Here is a 23,393-nt window from a genome sequence, read left to right on the forward strand (position 1 = left end):
TCCTCGGTCGACAGGCGATAGCGGTTCATCAGCTGCGCGACGAGCGTCTCGCGCTCCCCCTCGGCCTTCGCCTTGCGGATCAGTTCGAGCCCGCGGCGGGTCACGGCGTCGACGCTGGCCGAAGAGGTGGCAAGAGCATTACGCAGATCGGCGACGAGGTCGGATTCGCTGCGGCGGGCGAGGGCGCGGATGGGGGCGCGGTCGGGGCTTTGGGTCATGCCGCCTGATACCATATCGAGGCAGATCGATCTGCCTTGTTTTGGCGAATTTCACATACAAATTGACCAAGTCTGCAATCAATCTTAGTCAATATGTATGAAAAATTCCTCATTAACAGTCGAACTGGACGATTTCGATCGCAAGATCCTTGCCATCATGGGCCGCGATGGGCGGATCACCTTTACCGAGCTGGCGTTGCAGGTCGGGCTGTCGAAAACGCCTTGCCAACAGCGCGTGAAGCGCCTTGTCGACAGCGGGCTGATCGTCGGCTTTCGGGCGATCGTCGATCCGGCGAAGGTCGGACTCGACCATGTCGCCTTCACCGAGGTCAAGCTGTCGGACACGCGCGAGGATGCCCTCAAACAGTTCAACATGGCGGTGCGGCAGATACCCGAGGTCGAGGAATGCCACATGATCGCGAGCAGCTTCGACTATCTGCTCAAGGTCCGCACCCCCGACATCCGCCGCTATCGGATCGTGCTCGGCGAAAAAATCTCAAGCCTGCCGCACGTCGCCAGCACGTCGACCTTCGTCGCGATGGAGACGATCTGCGAATCGGCGCGCTGACGCCGGCGGCCGCCTAAAGCGCCTCGAAAAAGGCCGGCGTGCGGCCCGCGTTCGTTTCTTCATAAAAGGCGGCGAACCGGTCCGCCGGCAACGCCCCCGAATATCGCCAGCCTTGGGCAAATTCCACGCCCGCGTCGCGCAGATATATTTCCTGCGCCTCGGTCTCGACGCCCTCCGCGACAATGTGGAAGTTCAGGCCGTGCGCCATTTCGATAATGTGCGGGACGATGACGCTGGTCGCGGCATCCTTGCCGATCGCATCGACGAAGGATTTGTCGATCTTGAGCGCATCGAGCGGTAGGGTCTCGAGAAGCGAGAGGCTGGAATAGCCGGTGCCGAAATCGTCGATCGCGACAAGATGGCCTGCGGCGCGCGCCTGTTCGATCGTCGCGCGCGCCGCCGCGGCGTTCATGAACCCGCGTTCGGTGGCCTCGAGCCAGATTTGCGAAGGCTCGACCTTCGCCACGGAAAGTGCAGCCGCCAGCACGGCAAGGAAACGGCCGCTTTGCATATCCGCCGCCGAAATGTTGATCGCGACGTGGATGGACCGTTCCTTGCGCAGCATTTCGGCAAGGTCGGCGACGACGGTTTCGATAACGAGATCGGTGAGTGGCTCGACCAGCCCGGTCTGCTCGGCGAGCGGAAAAAACAGGTCGGGCGCGACCCATTCGCCATCGGGGCGGTGCCACCGCGCCAGCGCTTCGGCGCCGATGCAAAGCCCCGTCGAAAGCTCGATGATGGGCTGGTAAAAGGCGACAAATTCGCGGCGCCCTATGGCGATTTCGAGTTCCTTGCGCGGCGACAGCCGTTGCCGCGACAGCCACAGCACGAGGCCGACGAGCGCGGCGGAGATCGCAACGCCGATCGGCACGAGATACCATAGATCGCGGTCGATCCGCGCCTCCACCAACGCGCGGTCGGTGATGGCGAAGGCCCGGAGCCCATTTCGCTCGGCCGAGGCGAACATCTGGTTCCTCCAGCGCCCCGAGCCCCCCTGACCCGCGATGCGCGCCACGAGAGCCGCGTGCGCCGGTCCCGAGGTCGACAGGAGTTTCCCGTCCAGGGTCGCGACGCCGAGCGTCATCTCGGTATCGGTCAGGACGTCGACCAGCCGCTCGGGCTTCATGAGGATATTGTGGTCGCCGCGGCTGAGCGCGTGGGCCATGCCGCCGCTGGATACAATCGGCCTGACGTTGAGGTGAATGCCGATCCCGCCCGGCAGCCGCGTGTCGGGCGCCCCTATCGCAACGGGGCGATCGACCTTGCCCCAGCTTGTGCAGGCCAGCCTTCCGTCCACGAAATATCCAACTTCGTCGACGGACTGTGCGTCGATCGTGAACTGCCGCATTCGCGCGATGTGCGCGGCGCTGCAATCTTGCCGACTTTCCTGCTCCAGTCCCCGGAAAACGCCCTCGACCATTCGCATATTGCCGGTTGCGCGCTGAAGCGTCCAATCCGCATATTCGACTAGGTGCCGCTTTTCATCCTCGACGGCTTTGTGCCGCGCGTAGACGGCTATCCCGATCAGCGGCAGGATGGCCGCGAGAGTCGCTAGGCAGGATGCAATGATGATGATCGTCCTGCGTCGCATATCTGCCCCATCGAACATCATCTATCGATGACGCTTCCCGCGTAGCCCGTCGAACGAAAATGCATGAAAAGGGATTAATATCCAGGGCGCAACAAGGTTCCGGCCCTCATCCGCAGAATGCAAGCCACACCGACGCCGTCCTTCCGCAAGCATTGACCCATGGCTTCAAACGCGGCAAAGGCGGCGCAGCCAGTCAACGGCGCAAAAAATCATTTGTAAAATGGTTTCCGGATAGCGCGTTTGTTGAATGCGGGTGTAGCTCAATGGCAGAGCAGAAGCTTCCCAAGCTTACGACGAGGGTTCGATTCCCTTCACCCGCTCCAGGCTTTTGCAGGGATTTAACCCTCGACGCGCTCCACCTTCACCGACTGGCTGACGAACGCGATATCACGATACGCCGTCAGGAAAGATATGTCAGCGGCATCGCGCCCGACGCAGATGCGCGCCATTTCGGACGCGCGCGCCATGCCCGTCGCATCGACGAGGTGCCAGTCGCCGTCGAGATACACTTCCGCGACGGCATGGAAATCCTGCGGCCGGGCGCGGAGCGCATAGGCACTCGCCATGCGCGCGGGGATATGCGCGGCGCGCGCGAGTGCGATCATCACATGCGCATAGTCGCGGCAGACGCCGCGGCGTTCGACAAAGCTGTCGAGCGCGCCCGTCTCGGCATCGCTTGAGCCCGAGACATAGGTGAAACGGCTTTCGATCCAGTCGCGCATGCGGCCGATCTTCGCGCCGCCCTCATGGTCGCCGAAGCGGCGCTCGACGAAGGCGTGAAACTTGTTCGACGGGCAATAGCGCGATTCGTTGAGATAGGGGATCGCCCCAGCCGGGAGCCGGTGGAGCGGCACCGCGGCGAGCGAGCGGAAGTCGCCGTCGGGCCGGTCGATCTCGACCAACGCGCGATATTCGGCGCGCAGGCTCCCCTCGGCGCGCAGCCAGATCGGCTCGCAAATGCCGTCCGCCGCCGGAACGCGCGCGACAAATTCGGGGACGCCGACGTCGAGCGATGCGTCGAGGACGCGCTGGCCGTGGCCGTTCGCAGCCTCGATCTGCAGCATCAGGTCGACGGGTTCGGACAGGCGGTAATTTAGGGAGGCGGAAATTTCGAGTTTCATCTATCGCCAACGCATGAAGGAGGGTTCGGTGGCGCTAGGGACGGCAGAAGGAAAGAGCAAGTGACGCCGGCGCGGACCATCCCGTTCATCGTCGCGACGATCTTCATGGATGCGGTCGGTTTCGGCATCATCATGCCGGTGCTGCCGCAGCTCGTGATGGAGGTCGGCGAGATCGATCTGCCGCACGCGATCGAGGTCGGCGCGTGGATCGGCCTCGTCATGGCGGTCGCGACCTTCCTCGCCTCGCCGGTGCTCGGCAATCTGTCGGATCATTTCGGCCGGCGGCGCGTGCTGCTGCTCGCGCTTGGCGGGCTCGCGGTCGATTATGCGCTGCTGACGATCGTCGAGACTTTACCCTGGCTGTTCGTCGCGCGCGCGCTGTCGGGCATTTTCGGGGGCAGCTATGCCGCGGCGCAGGCGGCGATCGCCGACATCACCGCGCCGCAAGAACGCGCGCGCAACTTTGGCTTCGTCGGCGCGGCATTCGGCATCGGCTTCGTCGCGGGACCGGCGATCGGCGGCTTTCTCGGCGAAATCAGTCCGCGCGCGCCCTTTGTCGCGGCGGCAATCCTCGCCGCCGCCAACATGCTCTACGGCCTCTTCATCTTCCCCGAGACGCTGCCGCCCGATCGCCGCCGCGCCTTCGACTGGCGCCGCGCCAATCCGCTCGGCGCGTGGAAGACGATGCGCGGCCTGCCCGGCATGGACGGCGTCGCGGGGGTGCTCGTGCTGTGGCAGATCGCGAGCCTGGTCTATCCGATGACGTGGAGCTTCTATTGCATCGCGCAGCTCGGCTGGACGCCGGGGATGATCGGCGCGAGCCTTGCGGCGGTCGGGGTGATGATCGCGCTCGGGCAGGTGTTTGTCGTCGGCCCCGCGGTCGCGCGCTTCGGCGAGCGGGATGCGGCGACGCTCGGCATCCTTGTCGCGGTGGCGGTCTATATCGGTTACGCCTTCACCACCTCGACCATCGGCGCCTTCCTGCTGCTGATCCCCATCGCCTTGCAGGCGCCGGTGCAGCCATCGCTGATGGCGATGATGTCGCGCCGCGCGACCGCCGAGACGCAGGGCGAGGTTCAGGGGATTTCGGCGATGGCGATGGGGCTGGGGCAGCTTTTCGCGCCGCTGCTGCTCACCGGAACGATGGCTTATTTCACCGCCGATGGCGCGCCGGCGCATTTCCCGGGCGCGGCCTTTGTCGTCGCAGCGATCTTTGGCCTGCTCGCGATCCTGATGCTCCGCCGCCTGCCGCGCGCGACGCGGACAAGCGACGATGACGCCGCTGATCAGATGCCGCCGTCGGTCACCGCATAGCCGAGCGCTTCGAAACCGGCGATCAGCGCCGCGACGCACGCCGCGACCTGTTCGCCGTCGGTCGAACGGATGACGAAATTCGCGCCGATCTTGCCTTCGCGAAAAAAGGGATAGCTGCCGATCGCGACGCCCGGATGCTCCTTTTCGCCGAGGCGGAGCAGGTCGGCGATCTCGCTTTCGGGCGCCCACGCGCCGATCGTGTGCGCAACGAGCGGCGCGCCGCCCTCGAGCTCGCCGGTAAGAGCGTCGAGCATGCCCGCGGTGATATGCGGCACCCCCGCCATCACGAACAGATTGCCGATGCGGATGCCCGGCGCCCCCGACATGCGGTTGGGGATCAGGTCGGCGCCATCGGGCACCCGCGCCATGCGCAGCCGCGCCTCGGTCAGCTCGCTGCCGCGCGCCGTATAATAACGCTCGAGGATCGCGCGCGCCGCCGGATGGATGATAACGCCGACGCCAAGCGCCTTCGCCACCGCATCGACGGTGATGTCGTCGTGTGTCGGGCCGATGCCGCCGGTGGTAAAGACATAGTCATAGCGCGCGCGGATCGCGTTCAGCGCATCGACGATCTCCTGCTCGACATCGGGAACGATGCGCACTTCGCGGAGCCGGATCCCCTGCACGTCGAGCCAGGTCGCGATCTGCGACACATTCTTGTCCTGCGTGCGGCCCGAGAGGATTTCGTCGCCGATCACCAGCAGGGCGGCGGTCCAGATGCGTTCGTCGCTCATGCCTTTGCCTTAGCCGCCTATGGTGACAAAACAAGCCCGCTGGCGGTCGGATGATGTTCTTGATATGTTCATTCCGAATCGAAACGCATAGGAGAAGCGCAATGGCCGAAGACCTGATTTTCTATACCAATCCGATGTCGCGCGGACAGATCGTCCGCTGGATGCTCGAAGAGGTGGGGACGCCCTATGAGCCGCGCATCCTCGATTATGGCACGACGATGAAGGGCACCGATTATCTCGCGATCAACCCGATGGGCAAGGTTCCGGCGGTGGTCCACGACGGCAAGGTCGTTACCGAATGCGCGGCAATCTGCGCCTATCTCGCCGATGCCTTTCCCAAAGCCGGCCTCGCGCCCGACGTGGCCGACCGCGCCGACTATTATCGCTGGCTGTTCTTCACTTCGGGTCCGGTCGAGCAGGCGATCACCGCAAAGCATTTCGGCGTCGAACCCGATGCCGACCAGCAGCGCATGGCAGGCTTTGGTTCGCTTCCGGCGGCGCTCGACGCGCTCGAAAGCGCGGTGGCGGGCAAGACGTTCGTCGCGGGCGACCGCTTCAGCGCCGCCGACGTCTATGTCGGCAGCCAGATCGATTGGGGGCTGCAGTTCGGCACCATCGCGTCGCGCCCGGCGTTCGAAGCCTATGTCGCGCCCTTGCGCGAACGGGCCGCGTACAAGCGCGCCAAGGAAATCGACAATGCGCTGATCGCCGGGATGCAGGCGGCAAGTCCGGCCTGACTATCGGCTTCCCTCTCCGTTCTGAACCTGTCCAAAGGCAATCCGATTGGTGTTGCGGGAACGCCCGATCATTCCAAAGTTCAGGAAAGTTCAGCCCCATGCATCGCCCGTTTTGGAGCTCCGGGCGGGCTGGACGCGCCCGGTACGCCCTGACGTGCTGTACCCGCAAGCCGGATAGCGACCGCTTTATCCACCCAATGAAAGAGCCGGGACAAAGGCTGGCACGGCCGGATAATGTAGGAAAGGCTTATTTGACGGCGACGCCCGCTTTGGGTGGGGAGCGGACGTTTCAAATAACCGTCGCCCCCCCGCCTTCGCGGGGGCGGCGGATTACTATGTCCGCTGCCGGTCGAACCTTGGCATCTTATGATATTCGCGCAGAGGCGCAGAGATCGCAAAGAAGAAAAGATCTTCACCTCTGCGACCTCTGCGCCTCTGCGCGAATCCTTTTCAAAGCCGCCCAAGCGGCCATGGCAGAAACCGGTCGCTAGCCGGCATTCAGTTCGCGGATTTGCACGCGACATAACCCCAAAGAAAGAGCCCGGCGGATCGCTCCGCCGGGCTCGCTTGTTTCGTGTCTGTCCGAACCGCTTAGTCGCGGCTGCCCAGCAGGTTGAGCAGGAAGGTGAACATGTTGACGAAGTCGAGGTAGAGCGTCAGCGCGCCCATCACCACCGACTTGCCGACAAAGTCGGTCCCGCGGACATAGAAATACATGCTCTTGATCTTCTGCGTGTCATAGGCGGTGAGGCCCGCGAAGATCAGCACGCCGATGACGCTGATCGCCATCGCCATCGCGCCCGACTGGAACACGAAAGCGTTGAGCAGCATCGCGACGAGCAGGCCGACCACGCCCATGATCAGGAAGGTGCCGAAACCCGACAGATCCTTTTTGGTCGTGTAGCCATAGAGGCTAAGGCCAAGGAAGGCCGCGGCGGTCGCGAAGAAGGTCTGCGCGATCGACGTCGTGGTAAAGGCCAGGAAGATCGTCGACATCGACAGACCCATCACCGCGGCATAGACCCAGAACAACGCCTGTGCCGCCGTGGTCGACAGCTTGTTGATCCCGAAGCTCAGCACCAGTACGAAAGCCAGCGGCGCCAGCATCACCACCCACATCAGCGGGCTGCCGATCAGCGACTGGGTAAAGCCGCTATTGAACGCCAGCAACGCGACGATGCCGGTCAGCAGCACGCCCGAGCCCATATAGTTGTAAACCGACAGCATGTACGACCGCAGACCGGCATCGACGGCCTGGTCCATTGCGTTCGCGCCGGCCCCAAAACCGGAAGCCGCCATATTGGGGTCGTTCCAATTCGCCATTGTCATTACTCCATCACCGGCCAGCCCATACCGGCCGTAGACGGTAATATCGGGGGTTTCCCCTCCTGTTTCAAGCGAAACCGGACAGGCGCTATATATTGCCTGCCCCGCGGTTAGGGGGTCGCGATCCCAAACCCCGCCCCCTATGTTGCCCCCATGTCCACCCACCGCCTGTTCGTCGCGCTGCGCCCGCCGCGTCCGGTCCGCGAGATATTGCTCGCCGCGATGCACGGCATCGCGGGCGCGCGCTGGCAAAATGACGAGCAGCTCCACCTGACCTTGCGCTTCATCGGCGAAGTCGATCGCCACAAGGCCGAGGACGTCGCGGCGGCGCTCGGCGCGCTCCATGCGCCGGCCGTGGCGGCGCGGATTGCGGGGGTCGGCCTGTTCGAACGGCAAGGGCGGCCGCACATGATCTGGGCCGGGGTCGAACCGCACGATCCGCTCGCAGCGCTGCACCGCAAGGTCGACCAGCGCCTCGCGCGCGTCGGCATCGCGCCCGAAACGCGGGCGTTTGTCCCGCATGTCACGCTCGCGCGGCTGAACCGCGGCTCAGGACCGGTCGCGCCCTTCCTTGCGCTGAACGGCGACCTTGGCAGCCCGGCATTCGAGTTCGGGCATGTCACGCTGTATGAAAGCGAGCTCGGCCATGGCGGCTCGCGCTATCACCCCGTGGCGCGTTATCCGCTGGAGGGCGAAAATTCGGCAACGAGCGCCGCCGCGACCGCATCGACATCGTCCCAGGTCGCGGCAAAGCCGTCGTCTTCGCCATAATAGGGATCGGTGACGCCTTGCCCGCCGCGGCCGGGCAGCAGGTCGAGCATCAGCCGGAGCTCGGCGGTCGCGTCGGGCGGCCGGATCGCCCGGGCGTCGCGCAAATTGCTCGCGTCGGCGGCGAGGATCAGGTCGAAATCGTAGAAGTCGGCGCGGAGGAGCTGGCGGCCGCGCAGCGCCGAAATGTCGACGCCGCGGCGGCGCGCTTCGGCCTGCGCGCGGGAATCGGGGGCATGGCCGATATGCCAGTCGCCGGTTCCCGCCGAATCGAGCCTGGCGTCGATACCGGCGCGGGCGAAGGCGGCGCGCGCGGCGCCCTCGGCCAATGGCGAGCGGCAGATATTGCCGAGGCAGAGGAAGAGGATCGCGGGCTTCGCAATCTCGCTATGGTTTCGCATAAACTTCCTTTTCGCCCAAAGTTGAACCGACTTTCAACTTGCGCCTCGTTCCGGCTCTGCTAGCCATGAGCCACAAACAGATAATGGGTCAGGGAGAGGGTTGCCAGATGGCCGAGACCGCCAGCGAAAATGTCACAACCGGTGCGCCGGTTTCGGCCGAGCCGAGGGCCACCGGATACAGCTGGTACGTCCTGTCGGTGCTCGTCGTCGTCTATATCCTCAATTTCATCGACCGGCAGATCATCAGCATCCTTGCGGTCGACATCAAGGCCGACCTCGGGCTGACCGATGGCGATATGGGATTCCTCGGCGGCGCGGCCTTCGCCGTTTTCTATGCTTTGTTCGGCATCCCGCTCGGCCGCCTTGCCGATAATTGGAGCCGCGTGAAATTGCTGTCGATCGGGCTGACCCTGTGGTCGGCGATGACCACGGCATCGGGTTTCGCCTATAACCAGCTGACGCTGACCTTCGCGCGCATGGGCGTCGGCGTCGGCGAGGCGACCGCGAGCCCGACCGCCTATTCGCTGATCTCCGACTATTTTCCGAAGCGGCAAAAGGCGACCGCGCTCGCGATCTATTCGTCGGGACTGTATCTCGGCGGCGGCGTGTCGCTGTTCATCGGCGCACTGATCGTCGAGGCATGGAACAGGAATTTCCCGGCAGGCGGGCCGATGGGGCTGGTCGGCTGGCAAGCGGCCTTCCTCGCGGTCGGCGTCCCCGGCCTGCTCCTTGCGCTCTGGGTCGCCAGCCTGCGCGAACCGGTGCGCGGCGCGATGGACGGCGTCGCGAGCCCGGGCTGCCCGAGCCCTTTTCGCGAGTTCGGCAAGGATCTGTCGATGATCGTGCCGCCGCTGACGCTGTGGGGCGCCGCGAAGCGCGGTCCCGCGGCGCTGGCGATCAACATCGGCTTTGCCGCCGCGATCGCCGCCTTCGCCTGGTGGATGATCCGCCTGACGGGCAATTTCCCGCAATGGTCGGCGGTGGCGCTCGGCTATTATGCGGTCTTTTCCTGGGCGAGCGCGCTGCGCGCGCACGATCCGGCGACCTTCCGGTTGATCTGGGGCACCCCGGCCTTCATCTGCACGACGCTCGGTTACGGTCTCGTCAGCCTCGCCGCCTATGCGCTCGCCTTCTGGTCGGCGCCCTATGCCGAGATCGTGCTGGGGCTGCCCAAGCAGGAACTCGCCTTCATCCTCGGCGCGAACGGCGCCGTCGCCGGTTTCGTCGGCGTGATTCTCGGCGGCCGCCTTGCCGATCACCTGCGCGCGAAGAATCCGGCGGGCCGCGTCCTGATGATCATCTTTGGCGTCGTCGCGCCGATCCTTCCGATCTGGATCGGCTACACGACCGAAAATGCGACGCTCTTCTATGTCATGAACTTCCTCGCCGGCATGCTTGGCGCCGCCGCGCTCGGCGCCGCCGCCGCGACGACGCAGGACCTGGTGTTGCCGCGGATGCGCGGGACGGCGACCGCGGCCTTCTTCCTCGGCACGACATTGGTCGGCCTGTCGTTCGGGCCCTATATGGTCGGGCAGATTTCGGATCTGGCGGGGACGATCGTCGATGGCAAGCCCGTCGGCGATCTGCGCACGGGCATCTTGTCGCTGATCGGCGTCGCGCCGATCGCGCTCGGCCTGCTGCTCTATGCCTATCGCGCGGTGCCCGAGGCCGAAGCGACGATCGCCGAACGTGCGGCGGGCGCCTGACCCTTCGGTCGAGGCGCCCGCACAAACGTGGTCTGAAATCCGCCTCCGTCAGCCCTTGTGGGAGCGACGGAGCCGAAGCGGGGCTTACTTCGCCGCCTCTTTGACGATCACGCCGCACGCGACGCGCCTGCCGCTGTTGCCGCTGGGATCGGTCTTGTAATCGTCGGGGCCGGCGTGGATCACGAAAGCCGCGCCGTCGGCGTCGAGCAGCGCGCCATCGCCCTCGAAGCGCGAGCCGACGAGGCGCAGCGTCGCGCGGCCGATCTGATCGGGCTCAATCACGAGGTTGGGAAGGTCGCCATGATGCGCGCCCATCGGATTGTCGCGGCCGTGCTGGGCGCCGGTCGGGTTCCAGTGCGGGCCGGCGCTGGCGAAATCGGGCGCGTTACACTGGCCGACGGCATGAACGTGCATGCCGTAGGTGCCCGGCGCGAAACCGCGCGCGACGAGTTCGACGCGGAGACCCGTCGTATCGCGGTAGATGTCGGCGCGGCCGCGGTCGGCGCCCTTATTGTCGTAAAGCTGGGCATAGGCATCGGCGGGGGGCAGCGTCGTCGTCGCTTTCTTGCCCATCCCGGCGCAGCCGGCGAGCGCGAGCGCCCCGATGACGACCGCCCCTTGCGCCATGATCTGTTTGCGGTGCGAACCCTTCTTCATCATGCTGCTCCCTATCGCAAGGTTTGAAATCAGAACGTCACGGCGGCGCGTTTCGATCCCGGTTCGCCGGTGATGCCCGCAATCGCCGCCAGTTCCAAGGGGATAAGTCGGCTTAGGGGTGGGAAGCTGCCATCCCAAATAACCGTCGCCTCCGCGAAGGCGGGGGCCGCTATCGACCTTTTCCTGCATCGCTGCGTAAAACGACGGCGGCCCCCGCCTGCGCGGGGGCGACGGCTGTCATCGGTCGTCTTCAGACCCTCGTCATCCCGGACTTGATCCGGGATCCACGACGGCGCTGAAGTCATGGACCCCGGATCAGGTCCGGGGTGACGATGAAAGAGAAGGCCGCTTTCGGTCGCCTTCGGCGATTCGACCCTGGCCGCACCGGAACAAAAAAGGGCCGCGAATTGCTTCGCGGCCCCATATTTTTTGCCTGACGGCCCTGATCGAAGATCAGAAGACGCGGGCGTATTGCTCGTTGCCGACGAAGCCCAGTTTGCCGACGCCGCTGCGCTTGATCACCGCCATGACATTGTCGACGACGATATAGCGCGCATAGGGGTCGGGCTGGACCTGCAATTCGGGTTCGACCGGCAGCGCCTTGGTCTGTTCCAGATAGTTCGCCAACTGGGCAAGGTCGACCGGCGATCCGTTCCAGGTGATCGTCCCCGCGGGGTCGATCATCACCTTGTTCTTTTCCGGGTCGACATTGCTCTGATTGTCGGTCGGGACCGGCAGATCGATCTTCACCGCGTGAGTTTGGACCGGGAGGGTGATGATGAACATGATGAGGAGCACGAGCATGACGTCGATGAGCGGCGTCGTGTTCATTTCCATCATCGGTTCGTTTTCGTCCCGATCGCCAACGGCCATGGCCATAGGATTATTCCTTCATTCCTAAATAGATCGACGCCTTAAAGGCGGCCCAGCGTGCCCGAGCCAGCTACCGGTTCGGAAATGAACCCGATCTTCTGGAAACCGGCATATTGCATCGTATAGATCACCCCGCCGATGCACTGGTACGGCGTGTTCACGTCGCCACGGATATGCACTTCGGGGAAATTTTCTTCGGTGATATTCTGCGGACCGCCAATATCCTCGAGAAGCTGTTCGAGCTTCTTCTGCCCCCTTTCAAGCAGCTGGCGCGAATCGACTGGGGTCTGGCCCCAATAGACTTCGCAAGCGGTACTTTCGGGATTGGGTTCGCCATCGCCGTCGGTGTCGGCCGAGCGGATCGACAGCAGCACATTTTCGGGCTTCGTCGTCGTCGGTTCGAATACCACGCCGGGCAGCTTGAGGTTCACCGTCTTCAGCACCACGGGAACCGTAATGAGGAAGATGATGAGCAACACAAGCATGATGTCCACGAGCGGGGTCGTGTTGATGTCGGACATCGGGGCATCTTCGCCCTTATCGCCTACACTCATCGCCATAGGATTAGCATCCTGTCACAAAATTTCTGTCACGGACATCGGGTAACACGCCATCGGCCTGCGTCCCTGTCCAGCGGACCCCGCCTTTCGCCACACGGCGAAGGGCGGGGATCCAGGAAGCCGATCAGGCCTTCTTCGGTGCCGCAGCCGGAGCAGCGGCTTTCGCAGCAGTCAGCGACGCCGGCTTCACCTGGCCGTTCGACATGATCGAGCCGAGCACGTCGTTCGAGAAGGTCGACAGACGGCGAGCGATCGCCTTGTTGCGGCTCTGCAGCCAGTTGAAGGCGAGCACCGCGGGAACCGCCACGATCAGACCGATGGCGGTCATGATCAGAGCTTCACCGACCGGACCGGCGACGGTGTCGATCGAAGCCTGGCCCGAAGCACCGATCTTCACGAGGGCGCGAAGAATACCGATAACCGTACCGAACAGGCCGACGAACGGAGCGGTCGAGCCCACGGTCGCGAGGAAGGCGAGACCGCTGTTGAGCTTCGAGTTGATGTGGTTCTGCGAACGCTCGAGCGTACCGTGCATCCAATCATGCGCTTCGACGGGGTTGGCGAGCTTGTTATGCTCTTCGTTGGCGCGCAGGCCGTCTTCGACGACCTGGCGATAGGCGCTGTTCTTTTCGAGCTTCGACACGCCATCGGCAAGCGTTGGCGCGCGCCAGAAATTGGCGTCGACCGCCTTGCCCTGGCCCATCACCTTATTCTGTTCGAACAGCTTGGTGAACAGGATGTAGAGCGTGCCGACGAACATGATCAGCAGGACGAGGAAGGTGACCTGCGAGACGATGCCGCCTTCGCACAGTGCGGGGACAAGGCCGTAGGGGCTCGCGCCTTCTTCCTTCACGCACATCGCGGCGGGCATCAGGCTGAGCCCCGCTTCGTGGGCCGGTGCTGCCGCAGCGGCGGCATTTGCGATCAGATTAAACATACTGGAAAATCCCTCTCAAAATATTCGATAAGTTCGAAACACAGATCCGGTCGCGCGATCAGCGCGGAATCTGCCAACGGATACGATTGCTGTAGCTGCCGCCCACGGGGTTACCCGCGCGATCCTTGCCCGGATTGAACCGGCCACGACGCTGGATAAGCTTGCAGGTTTCGGCATCGAGATCGGCGTGACCGCTCGACGAGGTCACATCACAGGACGTGATGCGGCCATCGGCGCCATAGGTAACGCGGAACCCGGTCGTACCTTCGCGCTCTTCGCGCATCGCACGGGCCGGATAGTCGTCGTTCGTCGCCCAGCGACCCGGGTTGCCCTTTGGCGTACCGGCGGCGCTGAGATCAGGCGTCGGCGGCGGCGCAGGCGGTGCCGGCGGCGTATAGACGGGCGGGGGCGGCGTCGGCGGCGCCTTCGGCACCGACTGGACCGTATTGGTCGTCACCGGCGGCGGAATGGGCGACGGCGGCGTCACAACCGGCGGCGGCGGCGGCAATTTATTGTCCGGCGGCGGCGGCGGCGGGGGTTCCTCCGGCGGCGGCGGCTCTTCAACGTCCACCACATCCAATTTTTCGGCGAGTTTCTTGACGATACTGATATTCAAGCCGTTGACCAGGCCATAGCCCAGAACCGCAGTAAGCAGACCAACCAAGACAATCGCCACTACCCTGTTTTTAGGGTCGACATTATCACCATAAGCCATTCAGGGACGACGCTCCTTGCTAGATCATCCTGACACCAATTCCCTGCCGACGGGTTCGGTTGCCAAATGCCCGGATGATTTCCGATGCGTTGTGCGAGACCCGGCGGCGCTACGTTCGGCTTATTATGTTTTTGCCGGACGCTTCGCGGCCCGTCCTATCGCGGTGGCGGCACATTCGCAAACCCTTTATCAGCGGTTAATGTGCCTTGCCCCATGATGGGGATTTAGGCGCCGATACCGGTGTCATAAACGACGGAAAGTGGAACGATCATGCGCCTCCCCCACCCGGCCGCACTCGCCGGCATATTCGCCTTAACTCTTGGAATCCCCGGCGTTTCCGCGATGCAGGCGCCCACGGCGGCAGCGGCGGCCAGTCCGTACAGCTATGCCGACATCGCCGATCTGGCGAGCGCGGCGCCGACCGTGCTGCACGCGCGTATATATAAGGCCACGGCGCTCAAACCCGAGCGCGCGCCCGGAGTCGCGGCGGGCTATACGCGATTCTATGTCGAGTCCGACGTTGTCAGCCTGATTCGCGGCGCAGGGCCGCTCGCGGCGCGAATCTCCTACCTCGTCGACCTGCCGCAGGACGCGAAGGGAAAGCCGGCGAAGCTGAAGAAGAAACAGCCCGTCCTGCTCTTTGCCCGGCCCGTCGCCGGGGCGACGGCGGGAAGCAGCAACACCGGCAGCGTCCAGTTGGTCGCGCCCGATGCGCAGCTGCCGTGGGATCCGGCGACCGAGGCGCAATTGCGCGCCGTGCTGACCGAACTGGTCAAGCCCGGCGCGCCGCCGGCGATCACCGGCGTCGCGAACGGCTTCCACGTTCCGGGCACCCTGCCCGGCGAGGGCGAGACGCAGCTGTTCCTCAACACCAGCACCGGCGAACCCGTGTCGCTGACCATCCTGACCGCCGCCGACGGGTCGCGGCGCTGGGCGGCGGCATTCGGCGAGATTGTCGATGCGTCGGCGGCGGTGCCCGCGCGCAATACGCTGGCGTGGTATCGGCTCGCCTGCGGATTGCCGCGCCAGCTGCCGCTGAGCAAGCTGGCGGGAACCGCCCCCGAGGATCGGCGCAAGGCGGCGTCGGACTATGGCGTCGTCCTCGGCGCGCTCGGCGAATGCACGCGCACGCGCAAGGCGCCGGCAGCGAGCTGACCACGGACCGCAGCGCGATTTCACACGAAGACGCGAAAGATTATGTCCGTTAGGCCAATGTTCCGATCGGCGTCGCGCCTTGTCGCCGCCCTTGTATAGGGCCGCTTCGCGGCGCTCATTACATCTTCGCGTCTTCGCGTCTTCGCGCGAACCCCCTTGTTTCCCCCTCGAAAGCCGATAGGGCGCTGCCGAATCATCAAAAAGGAGCCAGCATGTCGCCCTATTCCGCCCCGACCGCCCCCCGCCCGCCGCTGCGTGTCGCGCTCGCGGGGATTGGTGTCGTTGGCGGCGGCGTCGTCCGGCTGCTCGAGGCGAACCGCGACCTGATCGCGCGCCGCGCCGGGCGCGCGATCGAGATCGTCGCGCTGTCGGCGCGCGACCGGCACAAGGATCGCGGCGTCGACCTGTCGCCCTATCGCTGGGAAGACGATATGGACGCGCTCGTCGCGGCCGCGGATGTCGATGTGATCGTCGAGATGATCGGCGGCGCCGACGGCCCGGCGCTGACGCTGGCGCGCCATGCGCTTGGCGCGGGCAAGGCGCTGGTCACCGCGAACAAGGCGATGATCGCGCATCACGGGCTCGACCTCGCGCGGCTCGCCGAAGAGAAAGACACGCCGCTGAAATATGAGGCCGCGGTCGCGGGCGGCATCCCGGTGATCAAGGCAATCCGCGAGGGCGCGTCGGCGAACGAGATCGCTCGCGTCTATGGCATCCTCAACGGCACCTGCAATTATATCCTGACGCAGATGGAGCGGAACGGCGCGAGCTTCGCCGACGCGCTCGCCGCGGCGCAGGCGGAGGGCTATGCCGAGGCCGACCCGACCTTCGACGTCGACGGGATCGACGCCGCGCACAAGCTGTCGATCCTCGCCGCGCTGTGTTTCGGGACGAAGCTCGACATCGGCGCGGTGACCGCCGACGGCATCCGCGGGCTGATCGCCGCCGACATTCGCGAGGCCGAGGCGCTCGGCCACCGTGTCCGCCTGATCGGCATGGCCGAGCGCGATGCCGCCAAGAACGGGGGCGCCCTCTACCAGCATGTCCAGCCGTGCCTCGTCCCCGCCGACCATCCGCTCGCCTATGTTCCGGGTGCATTGAACGCCGTCGTCGCCGAGGGCAATTTCGTCGGCCGCCTCTTTTTCGAAGGCGCGGGCGCGGGTGCGGGGCCGACCGCGTCGGCGATCGTCGCCGACATCATCGACATCGCGCGCGACGAATATGGCCCCGCCTTCGCGATGCCGGTCGATTCGCTCGATCAGGCACCCGTCGCCGACGCGGGCGCGCGGATCGGCAAACATTATGTCCGCCTGATCGTCGAGGACCGCATCGGCGTGCTCGCCGAGATCGCGACGGCGATGCGCGATGCCGGCGTGTCGATCGAAAGCCTGATCCAGCGCGGCAGCGAGGATGGCAGCGGCGTCGTGATCGTGCTCGTCACCCACGAAGGCCCGGCGAGCACGATCCATGCGGCGCTCGCTATCCTCGCCGCGTCGGACCATGTCGTCGGCGCGCCGATGCACATGCCCATTTTGGCGCTTTGAGCCGCAGGCGCGAGCGCCGATCATAGGCCGGAAAATTTCACGCGAAGACGCGAAGGCGCGAAGAAGAAAACTCGGGCCGTCAGGCTCCTTTCGAGTCCGGCGGTGCGTTCGGCTGCGACGCTGATGGTGAAAGCCGCTTCGCGGCAAGCACAACTTCTTCGCGCCTTCGCGTGAAACAATACCCGAACCTAAGGTTCCGCTTCTTCCGGCGCCGGCGGCGTGCCCGTTTCGGGATCGGTCGCGCGCTTCACCGCTTCGTAGAGCGCATTATATTCGGGGCCGCGTTTCGCGCCGCCGCCGATCGGCATCCAGTTATAGGGCAGCTGGTCCCAGATCGTCGGATTGATATAGGGCGCATCTGGAATATTCGTCTTCGTCGATTTGCCAACGCCCGCGATCGCGCGCAACTCGGGCGACAGGCGATGGAGGTCGGTGTCGGAACCGCACACGGTGATCGAACCGTCGTCGGCGGGTTTGCAGCGCTTGATCGGGTCGACCATTTCCTTTGCCTTCGCGGCGGCGCTTTCGGCATCGCGCGGCGGCGGCGGCGCGGGCGGTCCCTGTGTCTGCGCGGCGGCGGATCCCGCCGCCGTCATCGCCCCGGTCATCACGACGACACAGCTCATGGCGAAAGCGGCACCGAATCGGGCGAAGCGTTCTCGACAAGTGGCGCGGGCGACCATATGGCGCCCACCATGCCCACGCGGCGGAACAAGTAAAGACGGAGAGTGGCGGACATGACGAATAGCAGCAACCTCGACCGGGTGCTCGTGCTCGAAATGGTGCGCGTCACCGAAGCCGCGGCGATCGCGGCGGCGAAGCTGATCGGCCGCGGCGACGAGAAAGCCGCCGATGCCGCCGCCGTCGAGGCGATGCGCACCGCGTTCAACACGCTCTATATGGACGGCACGATCGTCATCGGCGAAGGCGAGCGCGACGAGGCGCCGATGCTTTATATCGGCGAAAAGGTCGGCAATGCGCCGGGCAAGGGTCCGAAGATCGACATCGCGGTCGACCCGCTGGAAGGGACGACGATCACCGCCAAGGCTGGCCCCAACGCGCTCGCGGTGCTCGCGATCGCGGAAGAGGGATGCCTGCTCAACGCCCCCGACGTCTATATGGACAAGCTCGCGGTCGGCGCCGGCTATTCGGCCAACGTGGTCAATTTCGACAATAGCGTGCGCGAGAATGTCGAGGCCGTGGCGCGCGAAAAAGGCTGCAAGCCCGAACAGATCATCGTCTGCGTGCTCGACCGCCCGCGCCACGAGGCGATCATCGCCGAGCTGCGCGCCATCGGCTGCGGCGTCGCGCTGATCCCCGACGGCGACGTCGCGGGCGTGATCGCGACGACGAACTCCGACACCAATATCGACATCTATATGGGATCGGGCGGCGCCCCCGAAGGCGTGCTCGCCGCGGCGGCGCTGCGCTGCGTCGGCGGCCAGTTCAAGGGCCGCCTGCTGTTCCGCAACGACGACGAGCGGCTGCGCGCGAAGAAATGGGGCATCGAGGATCTCGACCGCGTCTATGACCTCGAAGACCTGGCCAAGGGCGACGTGATCTTCGCCGCCACGGGTGTGACGGATGGATCGCTGCTGCGCGGCGTCAAGCGCCGCCGCGACGGGATGATGACGACCGAGACGGTGGTGATGCGCGCGTCGTCGGGCACGGTGCGCTGGGTGAAGGGCGAGCATCGCACGGGTTGACGCCGCGCTCGTCGCCCCCGCGGAGGCGGGGCGACGAAGAATTTCCGCTTCCCAACCGGCGTTGACGGCTTACATCTGTGCGCATGCGCGAAAAAGGGGCAGCCATGGAAGAACCGAAGCGTCCGCAGCTATTCATCAGCCACCATTCGAGCAAATATGACGTCGCGCTCCACGTCGAGAAGGCGCTCGCACGCCATGGGGTCGATTGCTGGATCGCGCCGCGCGATGTCGGGCCGGGCGAGGCCTTCGATACGGCGATCATGAAGGCGATCCGCGAAAGCGCGGGCGTACTCCTTCTCTTTTGCAGTCAGTCGGACAAAAGCCCGCATGTGAAGCGCGAGCTTATATTGGCCGACAGCGCGCACAAGGCCATCATTCCCTTGCGGCTCGAGGAGATCGTTCCCGACGACCTCGCCTATCATCTGGCAAGCGCGCAATGGATCGACTGGCTTGAAAAACGCGACGATTCGATCGCGCGCATCGCGGCAAAGGCGCACCAGCTCGCGGGCGGTCGCCCGCCGGCCAGCGCTCGAGCGTCCGAGCCCGATGTCGACCCGCGCACGGTCGCTTCCGACGATCTGCATGCGACGATCCTGTCGCACGCAGCCGCCCCGTCGGCGCGACCGGCCAGCGTATCGGTGCGCTCGCTGCTGATCGCGGGCCTCGCCGTCGCGGTCGCCGTGCTTGCGGCGATGCTCTTCATGCAGGGCGGCGAGGAACAGATCGCGGCGAGCGAACCCGCCGCCGTCGCGGCTCCGCAGGCCGCACAACCGGTCGCGGCAGCGCCCCCGGCTCCCGCGGCGGCCGAAGAAGCACCGGCTCCATCGCTGAAGATTCCTCCGAGCTTCAACTGCAAATTCGCCGCCGCGCGCGCCGAGAAACTGATCTGCGGCGACGAGGAACTGGCGGCGCTCGATCGCGAATTGAACCGTGCCTATCGCCAGCTCGATCGCACCGCCGGCCCGCTTCGCCAGCAGATCGCCGCCGAGCAGAATGGTTGGCGCGCCAGCGAGCGCGATGCATGCGGCGACGCCGCCTGTGTCGCCGACGCGATGCGTCAGCGCATCGCCGTACTCGATTCGCAGCGCGCCTCGCTCGATAGCGACGCGGCCGAATAAGGCGCGCCGACGCCGCGGCGCCGCGATCCCGTTCGCGCTACCCGACCCTTTGGTTCAGCGGCATTTGAGTTCGCCGCGATCGATCGCCCGCCCGAGCAGGCCGCCACCGGCCGCGCCGAGGATCGTGCCGACCGTCCGGTCGCGCCCGCCGTCGAGTTCGCGCCCGGCGAGCGCACCGACAGCGGCGCCGATGATCAACCCGGTCGTGCCATTGTCGCGCCGGCAATGATAGCGCCCGTCCTTGCCCCGCCAGACACGATCGTCGTACGACAGGCGCCGCGGTTCATAATAGCGGCCATGTTTGTCATAGAGGCCGCGATCCTTCGCGCGCTTTCCGTGAGCCGGAGCCCAGGGCGGCGGATCGGCGAGCGCGGGAGCCGTGGGGATGGTAAGGCCTGCCAGAATTGCGGCCGCCAGAAGCTTTTTCATATTCAATCCTCCTGAGGTCGCCCGTCTAAAACCACGAACCCGAACCGTCCATGAATGCCATGAATGGTCGGAATATGATGCGAGGCATTCAAAAAATACCCGCCGCCAGCCCCTCGGCCAACGCCGCGCCCAAATCGCGCGCTTCGGCAAGCCGATCTTCGGCGATGGTCTTGGGCGCCAATATCGCTTCGGGCGTCTGCGCGTCGGTGTTGACGATGATATGATCGGCGACGCGCCGCAGCCGCCAGCCGGTCGCGATGCGGTCGAGCTGGCGCTGGGCGTTTTCGCCGTCGGAGCCGGCGCAGATGATCGTCGCATAGGGGCGGCCCTCGAGTTTCCCGAGGCAAGGGTAGTAACAGCGGTCGAACATCTCCTTCATCGCGCCCGAGAGCGCCGCGAGATTTTCTGGGCCGACGAAGAGATAGCCGCCCGCGGCGATCAACGCTTCGGGCATCACATCGTCGGCCGCGACCAGCCGCGCCGCCGTACCGGCGCCATCGGCCGCGGCGCGCGCGAGCGCCTCGCTGCCGCCGGTGCGGCTGTGCCAGGCGATCAGGAGGTGCGGCGCGTCGGTCATGGCCGATGCTTGCCAAGCGCCGGACCGCGGCGCAAGCTGCCCCGAAACATGGGGGAGATATATGATGCGCCGACTGACCGCTCTGCTGCTCGCCGGCGTCCTGCCCTTCGCCGCCGCCGCGCAGGACGCCGCGAGCGAGGCGACGCGCGCCGCGCAGGCCGAGATCGCGGGGCGCCTGCCGCTGGACGATCCGCGCGACGAAGCCAATGTGCTGCGCGGCAAGCTTGCCGAGATTCCGGGCGGCGTGATTTTGGCGAAGGACGGCAAGATCGTGTGGGACCGGCGGCCTTACGCCTTCCTCGATGCCAAGGAAGCGCCCGATACGATCAACCCGTCGCTGTGGCGGCAGGCGCGGCTGAACGCGGTGCACGGATTGTTCGAGGTCGTGCCGCGCAAGATCTGGCAGGTCCGCGGTTACGATATTTCGGTGATGACGATCATCCGCGGCAAGAGTGGCTGGATTATCGTCGACCCGCTGCTGTCCGAAGAAGCGGCGGCGGCGAGCTGGAAGCTGTTCGCCGACACGGTCGAGGCGAAGAGCGGCAAGCTGCCGATCAAGGCAGTGATCTTTTCACACAGCCACAGCGACCATTTCGGCGGCGTCGGCGGGATCATCACCCCCGAGCAGGTCAGACAAGAAAAGATCCGCATCATCGCGCCGCACGGCTTTTCGGAGGAAGCGACGTCGGAGAATGTCCTTGCCGGCACCGCGATGGGGCGGCGCGCGCTCTATATGTTCGGGTCGATCCTGGCCCCCGGACCCACGGGACAGGTCGATACCGGGCTGGGGCCGAAGCTGTCGTCGGGGACGATCGGCTATATGGAGCCGACCGAAACCGTCGCCGCGACCGGCGGCACGCTGACGATCGACGGGCTGGCGTTCGAATTCCTCGATGCGGGCGGGACCGAGGCGCCGTCGGAGTTCGTCTTCTATATCCCGGCGTATAAGGCCTTACATACCACCGAGGTCGTCACGCACACGCTGCACAATGTCCTGACCCTGCGCGGCGCGCAGGTGCGCGATGCGTTGCGCTGGTCGAAGGTGATCGATGCCGCGCTCGTCCGCTGGGGCGGCAAGGCCGAGGTCGCGCTCGCGTCGCATCACTGGCCGACATGGGGCGCGGGCGAGGTGAGCGGCCTGCTGACCAGCCAGCGCGACATCTATCGTTATGCCCACGACCGGACGCTGTTTCTCGCCAATCGCGGCGCGACGCTGCACGAGCTCGCCGACCAGACCGCCGAGGCGCCGGTGCAGGGCAAGGATTTCTCTACCCGCAACTATTATGGCACGCTCAATCACGATATGAAGGCGACGTACCAGCGCTATTTCGGCTGGTGGGACGGCAATCCCGCGAACTTCAACCCGCTGCCGCCCGAGCAATCGGCACCCAAATATGTCGCGCTCGCGGGCGGCGCCGACAAGCTGCTCGCCGCGGGCAAGGCGTCGATCGCGGCGGGCGATTATCGCTGGGCGGCCGAACTTTTGAACAAGCTGGTGTTCGCGCAGCCGGACAATAAGGACGCCCGCGCGGCGCTCGCATCGGCCTATGACCAGATGGGGTATCAGGCCGAGTCCGGGGCGTGGCGGAATTATTATCTCGCCGCCGCCGCGACGCTGCGCGGCAATGCGGTCGAAAGCCTGTCGGGCAACGGGCAGAGCCGGTCGTTCGTCAGCGCGATCCCGACCGCGGTCTTTTTCGATGCGCTCGCGACGCGCTTCGACGCCGCGAAAGGATCGGCGCTGAAAGGGACATTCCAGTTCATACTGCCCGACAGCAAGGAAGCGGTCGCGATCGTCGTCGGCGGCGGGGTCGAGGTGCCGCGCTACGGCATGACCGACGCCGCCCCGACCGCGACGATCAGGATAAACCGGGCGACGCTCGACGATGTGATGCTGGGGCAGGCGCAGTTCCCGGCGCTGCTCCAGTCGGGCGCGATCAGGATCGACGGCGACCGCGCCGCGTTCCTGTCATGGTTCGCGCTCCACCCGCCCGCCGACCCGCGTTTCAATGTGGTTGTGCCTTGATGGTGCGGCCATAGACCCTCATTAAAATCCGTTCGTGTCGAGCCCTGCGACTGCCTTGCAGGCGCTCAGGGCTCGACACGAACGGAATTATATATTGGTTCAGTCTCAACCGATCACGCTCTAAAGGCCGTATATGACCGACACCCCCGCGCGCCCGACCGACCATTTCGATCCCGATGCGCTCAATGCCGCGGAGGGGCTGAGCCCGGTCGCCCCGGCCTATGCGCATGTCCTGCGTGTCGCGACGGCACTGAACCTGATCCCGCTGGCGATCGGCGCGAGTGTGTTCGACTATCTGCTGATCCGCCATCTCGAGGGTCCCTATGGGCTGATCACTGCGCTCGCGTGGCTGATCGCGATCCTCGCGATCGTGACCTTCCCGTCGCGCCGCGTGTCGCGCTGGGGGTACAAGATTGGCGAAGGGCAGTTGCGCGTCGCGCGCGGCTGGCTGTTCCGCACCGACACGATCGTCCCCTTTGTGCGCGTCCAGCATATCGATGTCGGGCAGGGGCCGGTCGAGCGCTGGTTCGGCCTCTCGCACCTGATCGTCCACACGTCGGGCACGCATAACAGCACGGTGACGCTGCCCGGGCTCCACGCCGATCTGGCGGC

At 65.3% G+C, this 23,393-nt stretch carries 25 protein-coding genes and 1 tRNA gene; 12 read left to right on the forward strand and 14 right to left on the reverse strand.

Translation table 11 applies throughout. The features are described 5' to 3' along the window. Positions 1–218, reverse strand: a 218-nt coding sequence (locus VJ811_RS01330; RefSeq protein WP_324070457.1) for a hypothetical protein, incomplete at its 3' end; no start/stop codon positions are given. Between the two features lie 97 nt (positions 219–315). Here VJ811_RS01330 and VJ811_RS01335 point away from each other — a divergent pair. Then, a complete protein-coding gene (locus tag VJ811_RS01335) occupies positions 316–786 on the forward strand; it encodes an Lrp/AsnC family transcriptional regulator (RefSeq protein WP_324070459.1) in 471 nt (156 codons plus the stop codon). Between the two features lie 13 nt (positions 787–799). On the opposite strand, the gene VJ811_RS01340 is transcribed toward VJ811_RS01335, so the two are convergent. Further along, positions 800–2,377, reverse strand: coding sequence for an EAL domain-containing protein (locus VJ811_RS01340; protein WP_324070461.1), 1,578 nt, complete (start codon positions 2,375–2,377; stop codon positions 800–802). 249 nt (positions 2,378–2,626) lie between these two features. On the opposite strand from VJ811_RS01340, the gene VJ811_RS01345 reads away from it, so the two are divergent. Continuing rightward, positions 2,627–2,700 (forward strand) — tRNA-Gly (locus VJ811_RS01345). 15 nt (positions 2,701–2,715) lie between these two features. Here VJ811_RS01345 and VJ811_RS01350 read toward each other — a convergent pair. Then, complete coding sequence (locus VJ811_RS01350; RefSeq protein ID WP_324070463.1) at positions 2,716–3,498, reverse strand: transglutaminase family protein; 783 nt, start codon at positions 3,496–3,498, stop codon at positions 2,716–2,718. A 60-nt stretch (positions 3,499–3,558) separates the two neighbouring features. On the opposite strand from VJ811_RS01350, the gene VJ811_RS01355 reads away from it, so the two are divergent. Beyond that, positions 3,559–4,812 (forward strand): MFS transporter, encoded by a 1,254-nt coding sequence (locus tag VJ811_RS01355; RefSeq protein ID WP_324070465.1) that lies wholly within the window; start codon positions 3,559–3,561, stop codon positions 4,810–4,812. On the opposite strand, the gene VJ811_RS01360 is transcribed toward VJ811_RS01355, so the two are convergent. Then, positions 4,785–5,546 (reverse strand): competence/damage-inducible protein A, encoded by a 762-nt coding sequence (locus tag VJ811_RS01360; RefSeq protein ID WP_324070467.1) that lies wholly within the window; start codon positions 5,544–5,546, stop codon positions 4,785–4,787. The two genes, VJ811_RS01355 and VJ811_RS01360, sit on opposite strands and share 28 nt — an antisense overlap. 101 nt (positions 5,547–5,647) lie before the next feature. Between VJ811_RS01360 and VJ811_RS01365 the strand changes: the two genes are divergently transcribed. Next, positions 5,648–6,283 (forward strand): glutathione S-transferase family protein, encoded by a 636-nt coding sequence (locus tag VJ811_RS01365; RefSeq protein WP_324070469.1) that lies wholly within the window; start codon positions 5,648–5,650, stop codon positions 6,281–6,283. Between the two features lie 591 nt (positions 6,284–6,874). On the opposite strand, the gene VJ811_RS01370 is transcribed toward VJ811_RS01365, so the two are convergent. Next, complete coding sequence (locus tag VJ811_RS01370; RefSeq protein WP_324070471.1) at positions 6,875–7,606, reverse strand: Bax inhibitor-1/YccA family protein; 732 nt, start codon at positions 7,604–7,606, stop codon at positions 6,875–6,877. 156 nt (positions 7,607–7,762) lie between these two features. Between VJ811_RS01370 and thpR the strand changes: the two genes are divergently transcribed. After that, complete coding sequence (gene thpR / locus VJ811_RS01375; protein ID WP_324070473.1) at positions 7,763–8,380, forward strand: RNA 2',3'-cyclic phosphodiesterase; 618 nt, start codon at positions 7,763–7,765, stop codon at positions 8,378–8,380. On the opposite strand, the gene VJ811_RS01380 is transcribed toward thpR, so the two are convergent. Further along, positions 8,287–8,778, reverse strand: a complete 492-nt coding sequence (locus VJ811_RS01380; RefSeq protein WP_324070474.1) for a low molecular weight protein-tyrosine-phosphatase — start codon at positions 8,776–8,778, stop codon at positions 8,287–8,289. The genes thpR and VJ811_RS01380 overlap by 94 nt on opposite strands. Before the next feature lie 107 nt (positions 8,779–8,885). Between VJ811_RS01380 and VJ811_RS01385 the strand changes: the two genes are divergently transcribed. Further along, positions 8,886–10,484, forward strand: a complete 1,599-nt coding sequence (locus VJ811_RS01385; RefSeq protein ID WP_324070476.1) for an MFS transporter — start codon at positions 8,886–8,888, stop codon at positions 10,482–10,484. An 84-nt stretch (positions 10,485–10,568) separates the two neighbouring features. Here VJ811_RS01385 and VJ811_RS01390 read toward each other — a convergent pair whose 3' ends face one another. From VJ811_RS01390 to VJ811_RS01410, 5 genes are all read right to left on the reverse strand, one after another. Next, complete coding sequence (locus VJ811_RS01390; protein ID WP_414711900.1) at positions 10,569–11,141, reverse strand: superoxide dismutase family protein; 573 nt, start codon at positions 11,139–11,141, stop codon at positions 10,569–10,571. Between the two features lie 453 nt (positions 11,142–11,594). Further along, positions 11,595–12,020 carry a biopolymer transporter ExbD gene (locus VJ811_RS01395; RefSeq protein WP_324070480.1) on the reverse strand — a complete coding sequence of 142 codons (426 nt, stop codon included), beginning with the start codon at positions 12,018–12,020 and terminating at the stop codon, positions 11,595–11,597. A gap of 35 nt (positions 12,021–12,055) precedes the next feature. Beyond that, positions 12,056–12,574 (reverse strand): biopolymer transporter ExbD, encoded by a 519-nt coding sequence (locus VJ811_RS01400; RefSeq protein WP_324070482.1) that lies wholly within the window; start codon positions 12,572–12,574, stop codon positions 12,056–12,058. A 124-nt stretch (positions 12,575–12,698) separates the two neighbouring features. Next, positions 12,699–13,511: a MotA/TolQ/ExbB proton channel family protein gene (locus VJ811_RS01405; protein WP_324070483.1), complete on the reverse strand. Its 813-nt coding sequence runs from the start codon at positions 13,509–13,511 to the stop codon at positions 12,699–12,701. Between the two features lie 58 nt (positions 13,512–13,569). Next, positions 13,570–14,226: an energy transducer TonB gene (locus VJ811_RS01410; RefSeq protein ID WP_324070484.1), complete on the reverse strand. Its 657-nt coding sequence runs from the start codon at positions 14,224–14,226 to the stop codon at positions 13,570–13,572. A gap of 342 nt (positions 14,227–14,568) precedes the next feature. Here VJ811_RS01410 and VJ811_RS01415 point away from each other — a divergent pair, with 342 nt between their 5' ends. Both VJ811_RS01415 and VJ811_RS01420 read left to right on the forward strand, forming a co-directional pair. Next, on the forward strand, positions 14,569–15,381 hold the full coding sequence (locus VJ811_RS01415; RefSeq protein WP_324070485.1) for a hypothetical protein: 813 nt from the start codon (positions 14,569–14,571) through the stop codon (positions 15,379–15,381). A gap of 212 nt (positions 15,382–15,593) precedes the next feature. Continuing rightward, positions 15,594–16,925: a homoserine dehydrogenase gene (locus VJ811_RS01420; protein WP_324070486.1), complete on the forward strand. Its 1,332-nt coding sequence runs from the start codon at positions 15,594–15,596 to the stop codon at positions 16,923–16,925. 188 nt (positions 16,926–17,113) lie between these two features. Here VJ811_RS01420 and VJ811_RS01425 read toward each other — a convergent pair whose 3' ends face one another. Continuing rightward, positions 17,114–17,551, reverse strand: coding sequence for a hypothetical protein (locus VJ811_RS01425; protein ID WP_324070487.1), 438 nt, complete (start codon positions 17,549–17,551; stop codon positions 17,114–17,116). 111 nt (positions 17,552–17,662) lie between these two features. Here VJ811_RS01425 and glpX point away from each other — a divergent pair, with 111 nt between their 5' ends. Next, a complete protein-coding gene (gene glpX, locus VJ811_RS01430) occupies positions 17,663–18,631 on the forward strand; it encodes a class II fructose-bisphosphatase (RefSeq protein ID WP_324070488.1) in 969 nt (322 codons plus the stop codon). 104 nt (positions 18,632–18,735) lie between these two features. Next, on the forward strand, positions 18,736–19,749 hold the full coding sequence (locus VJ811_RS01435) for a TIR domain-containing protein (RefSeq protein WP_324070489.1): 1,014 nt from the start codon (positions 18,736–18,738) through the stop codon (positions 19,747–19,749). A gap of 54 nt (positions 19,750–19,803) precedes the next feature. On the opposite strand, the gene VJ811_RS01440 is transcribed toward VJ811_RS01435, so the two are convergent. Further along, positions 19,804–20,178: a glycine zipper 2TM domain-containing protein gene (locus VJ811_RS01440; protein WP_324070490.1), complete on the reverse strand. Its 375-nt coding sequence runs from the start codon at positions 20,176–20,178 to the stop codon at positions 19,804–19,806. A gap of 88 nt (positions 20,179–20,266) precedes the next feature. Next, positions 20,267–20,755, reverse strand: coding sequence for an NAD(P)H-dependent oxidoreductase (locus tag VJ811_RS01445; protein ID WP_324070491.1), 489 nt, complete (start codon positions 20,753–20,755; stop codon positions 20,267–20,269). A 61-nt stretch (positions 20,756–20,816) separates the two neighbouring features. Between VJ811_RS01445 and VJ811_RS01450 the strand changes: the two genes are divergently transcribed. Both VJ811_RS01450 and VJ811_RS01455 read left to right on the forward strand, forming a co-directional pair. Then, the gene (locus VJ811_RS01450) at positions 20,817–22,781 is read left to right on the forward strand and encodes an alkyl/aryl-sulfatase (RefSeq protein WP_324070492.1); all 1,965 of its coding nucleotides are present in this window, start codon (positions 20,817–20,819) and stop codon (positions 22,779–22,781) included. Positions 22,782–22,914: 133 nt separating this feature from the next. After that, positions 22,915–23,393 (forward strand): PH domain-containing protein (locus tag VJ811_RS01455; protein ID WP_324070493.1); only part of this gene is annotated, 479 nt, incomplete at its 3' end.

Origin of the sequence: Sphingopyxis sp., from assembly GCF_035250425.1 — a bacterium.
In the GTDB taxonomy this organism is placed as follows: Bacteria; Pseudomonadota; Alphaproteobacteria; order Sphingomonadales; family Sphingomonadaceae; genus Sphingopyxis.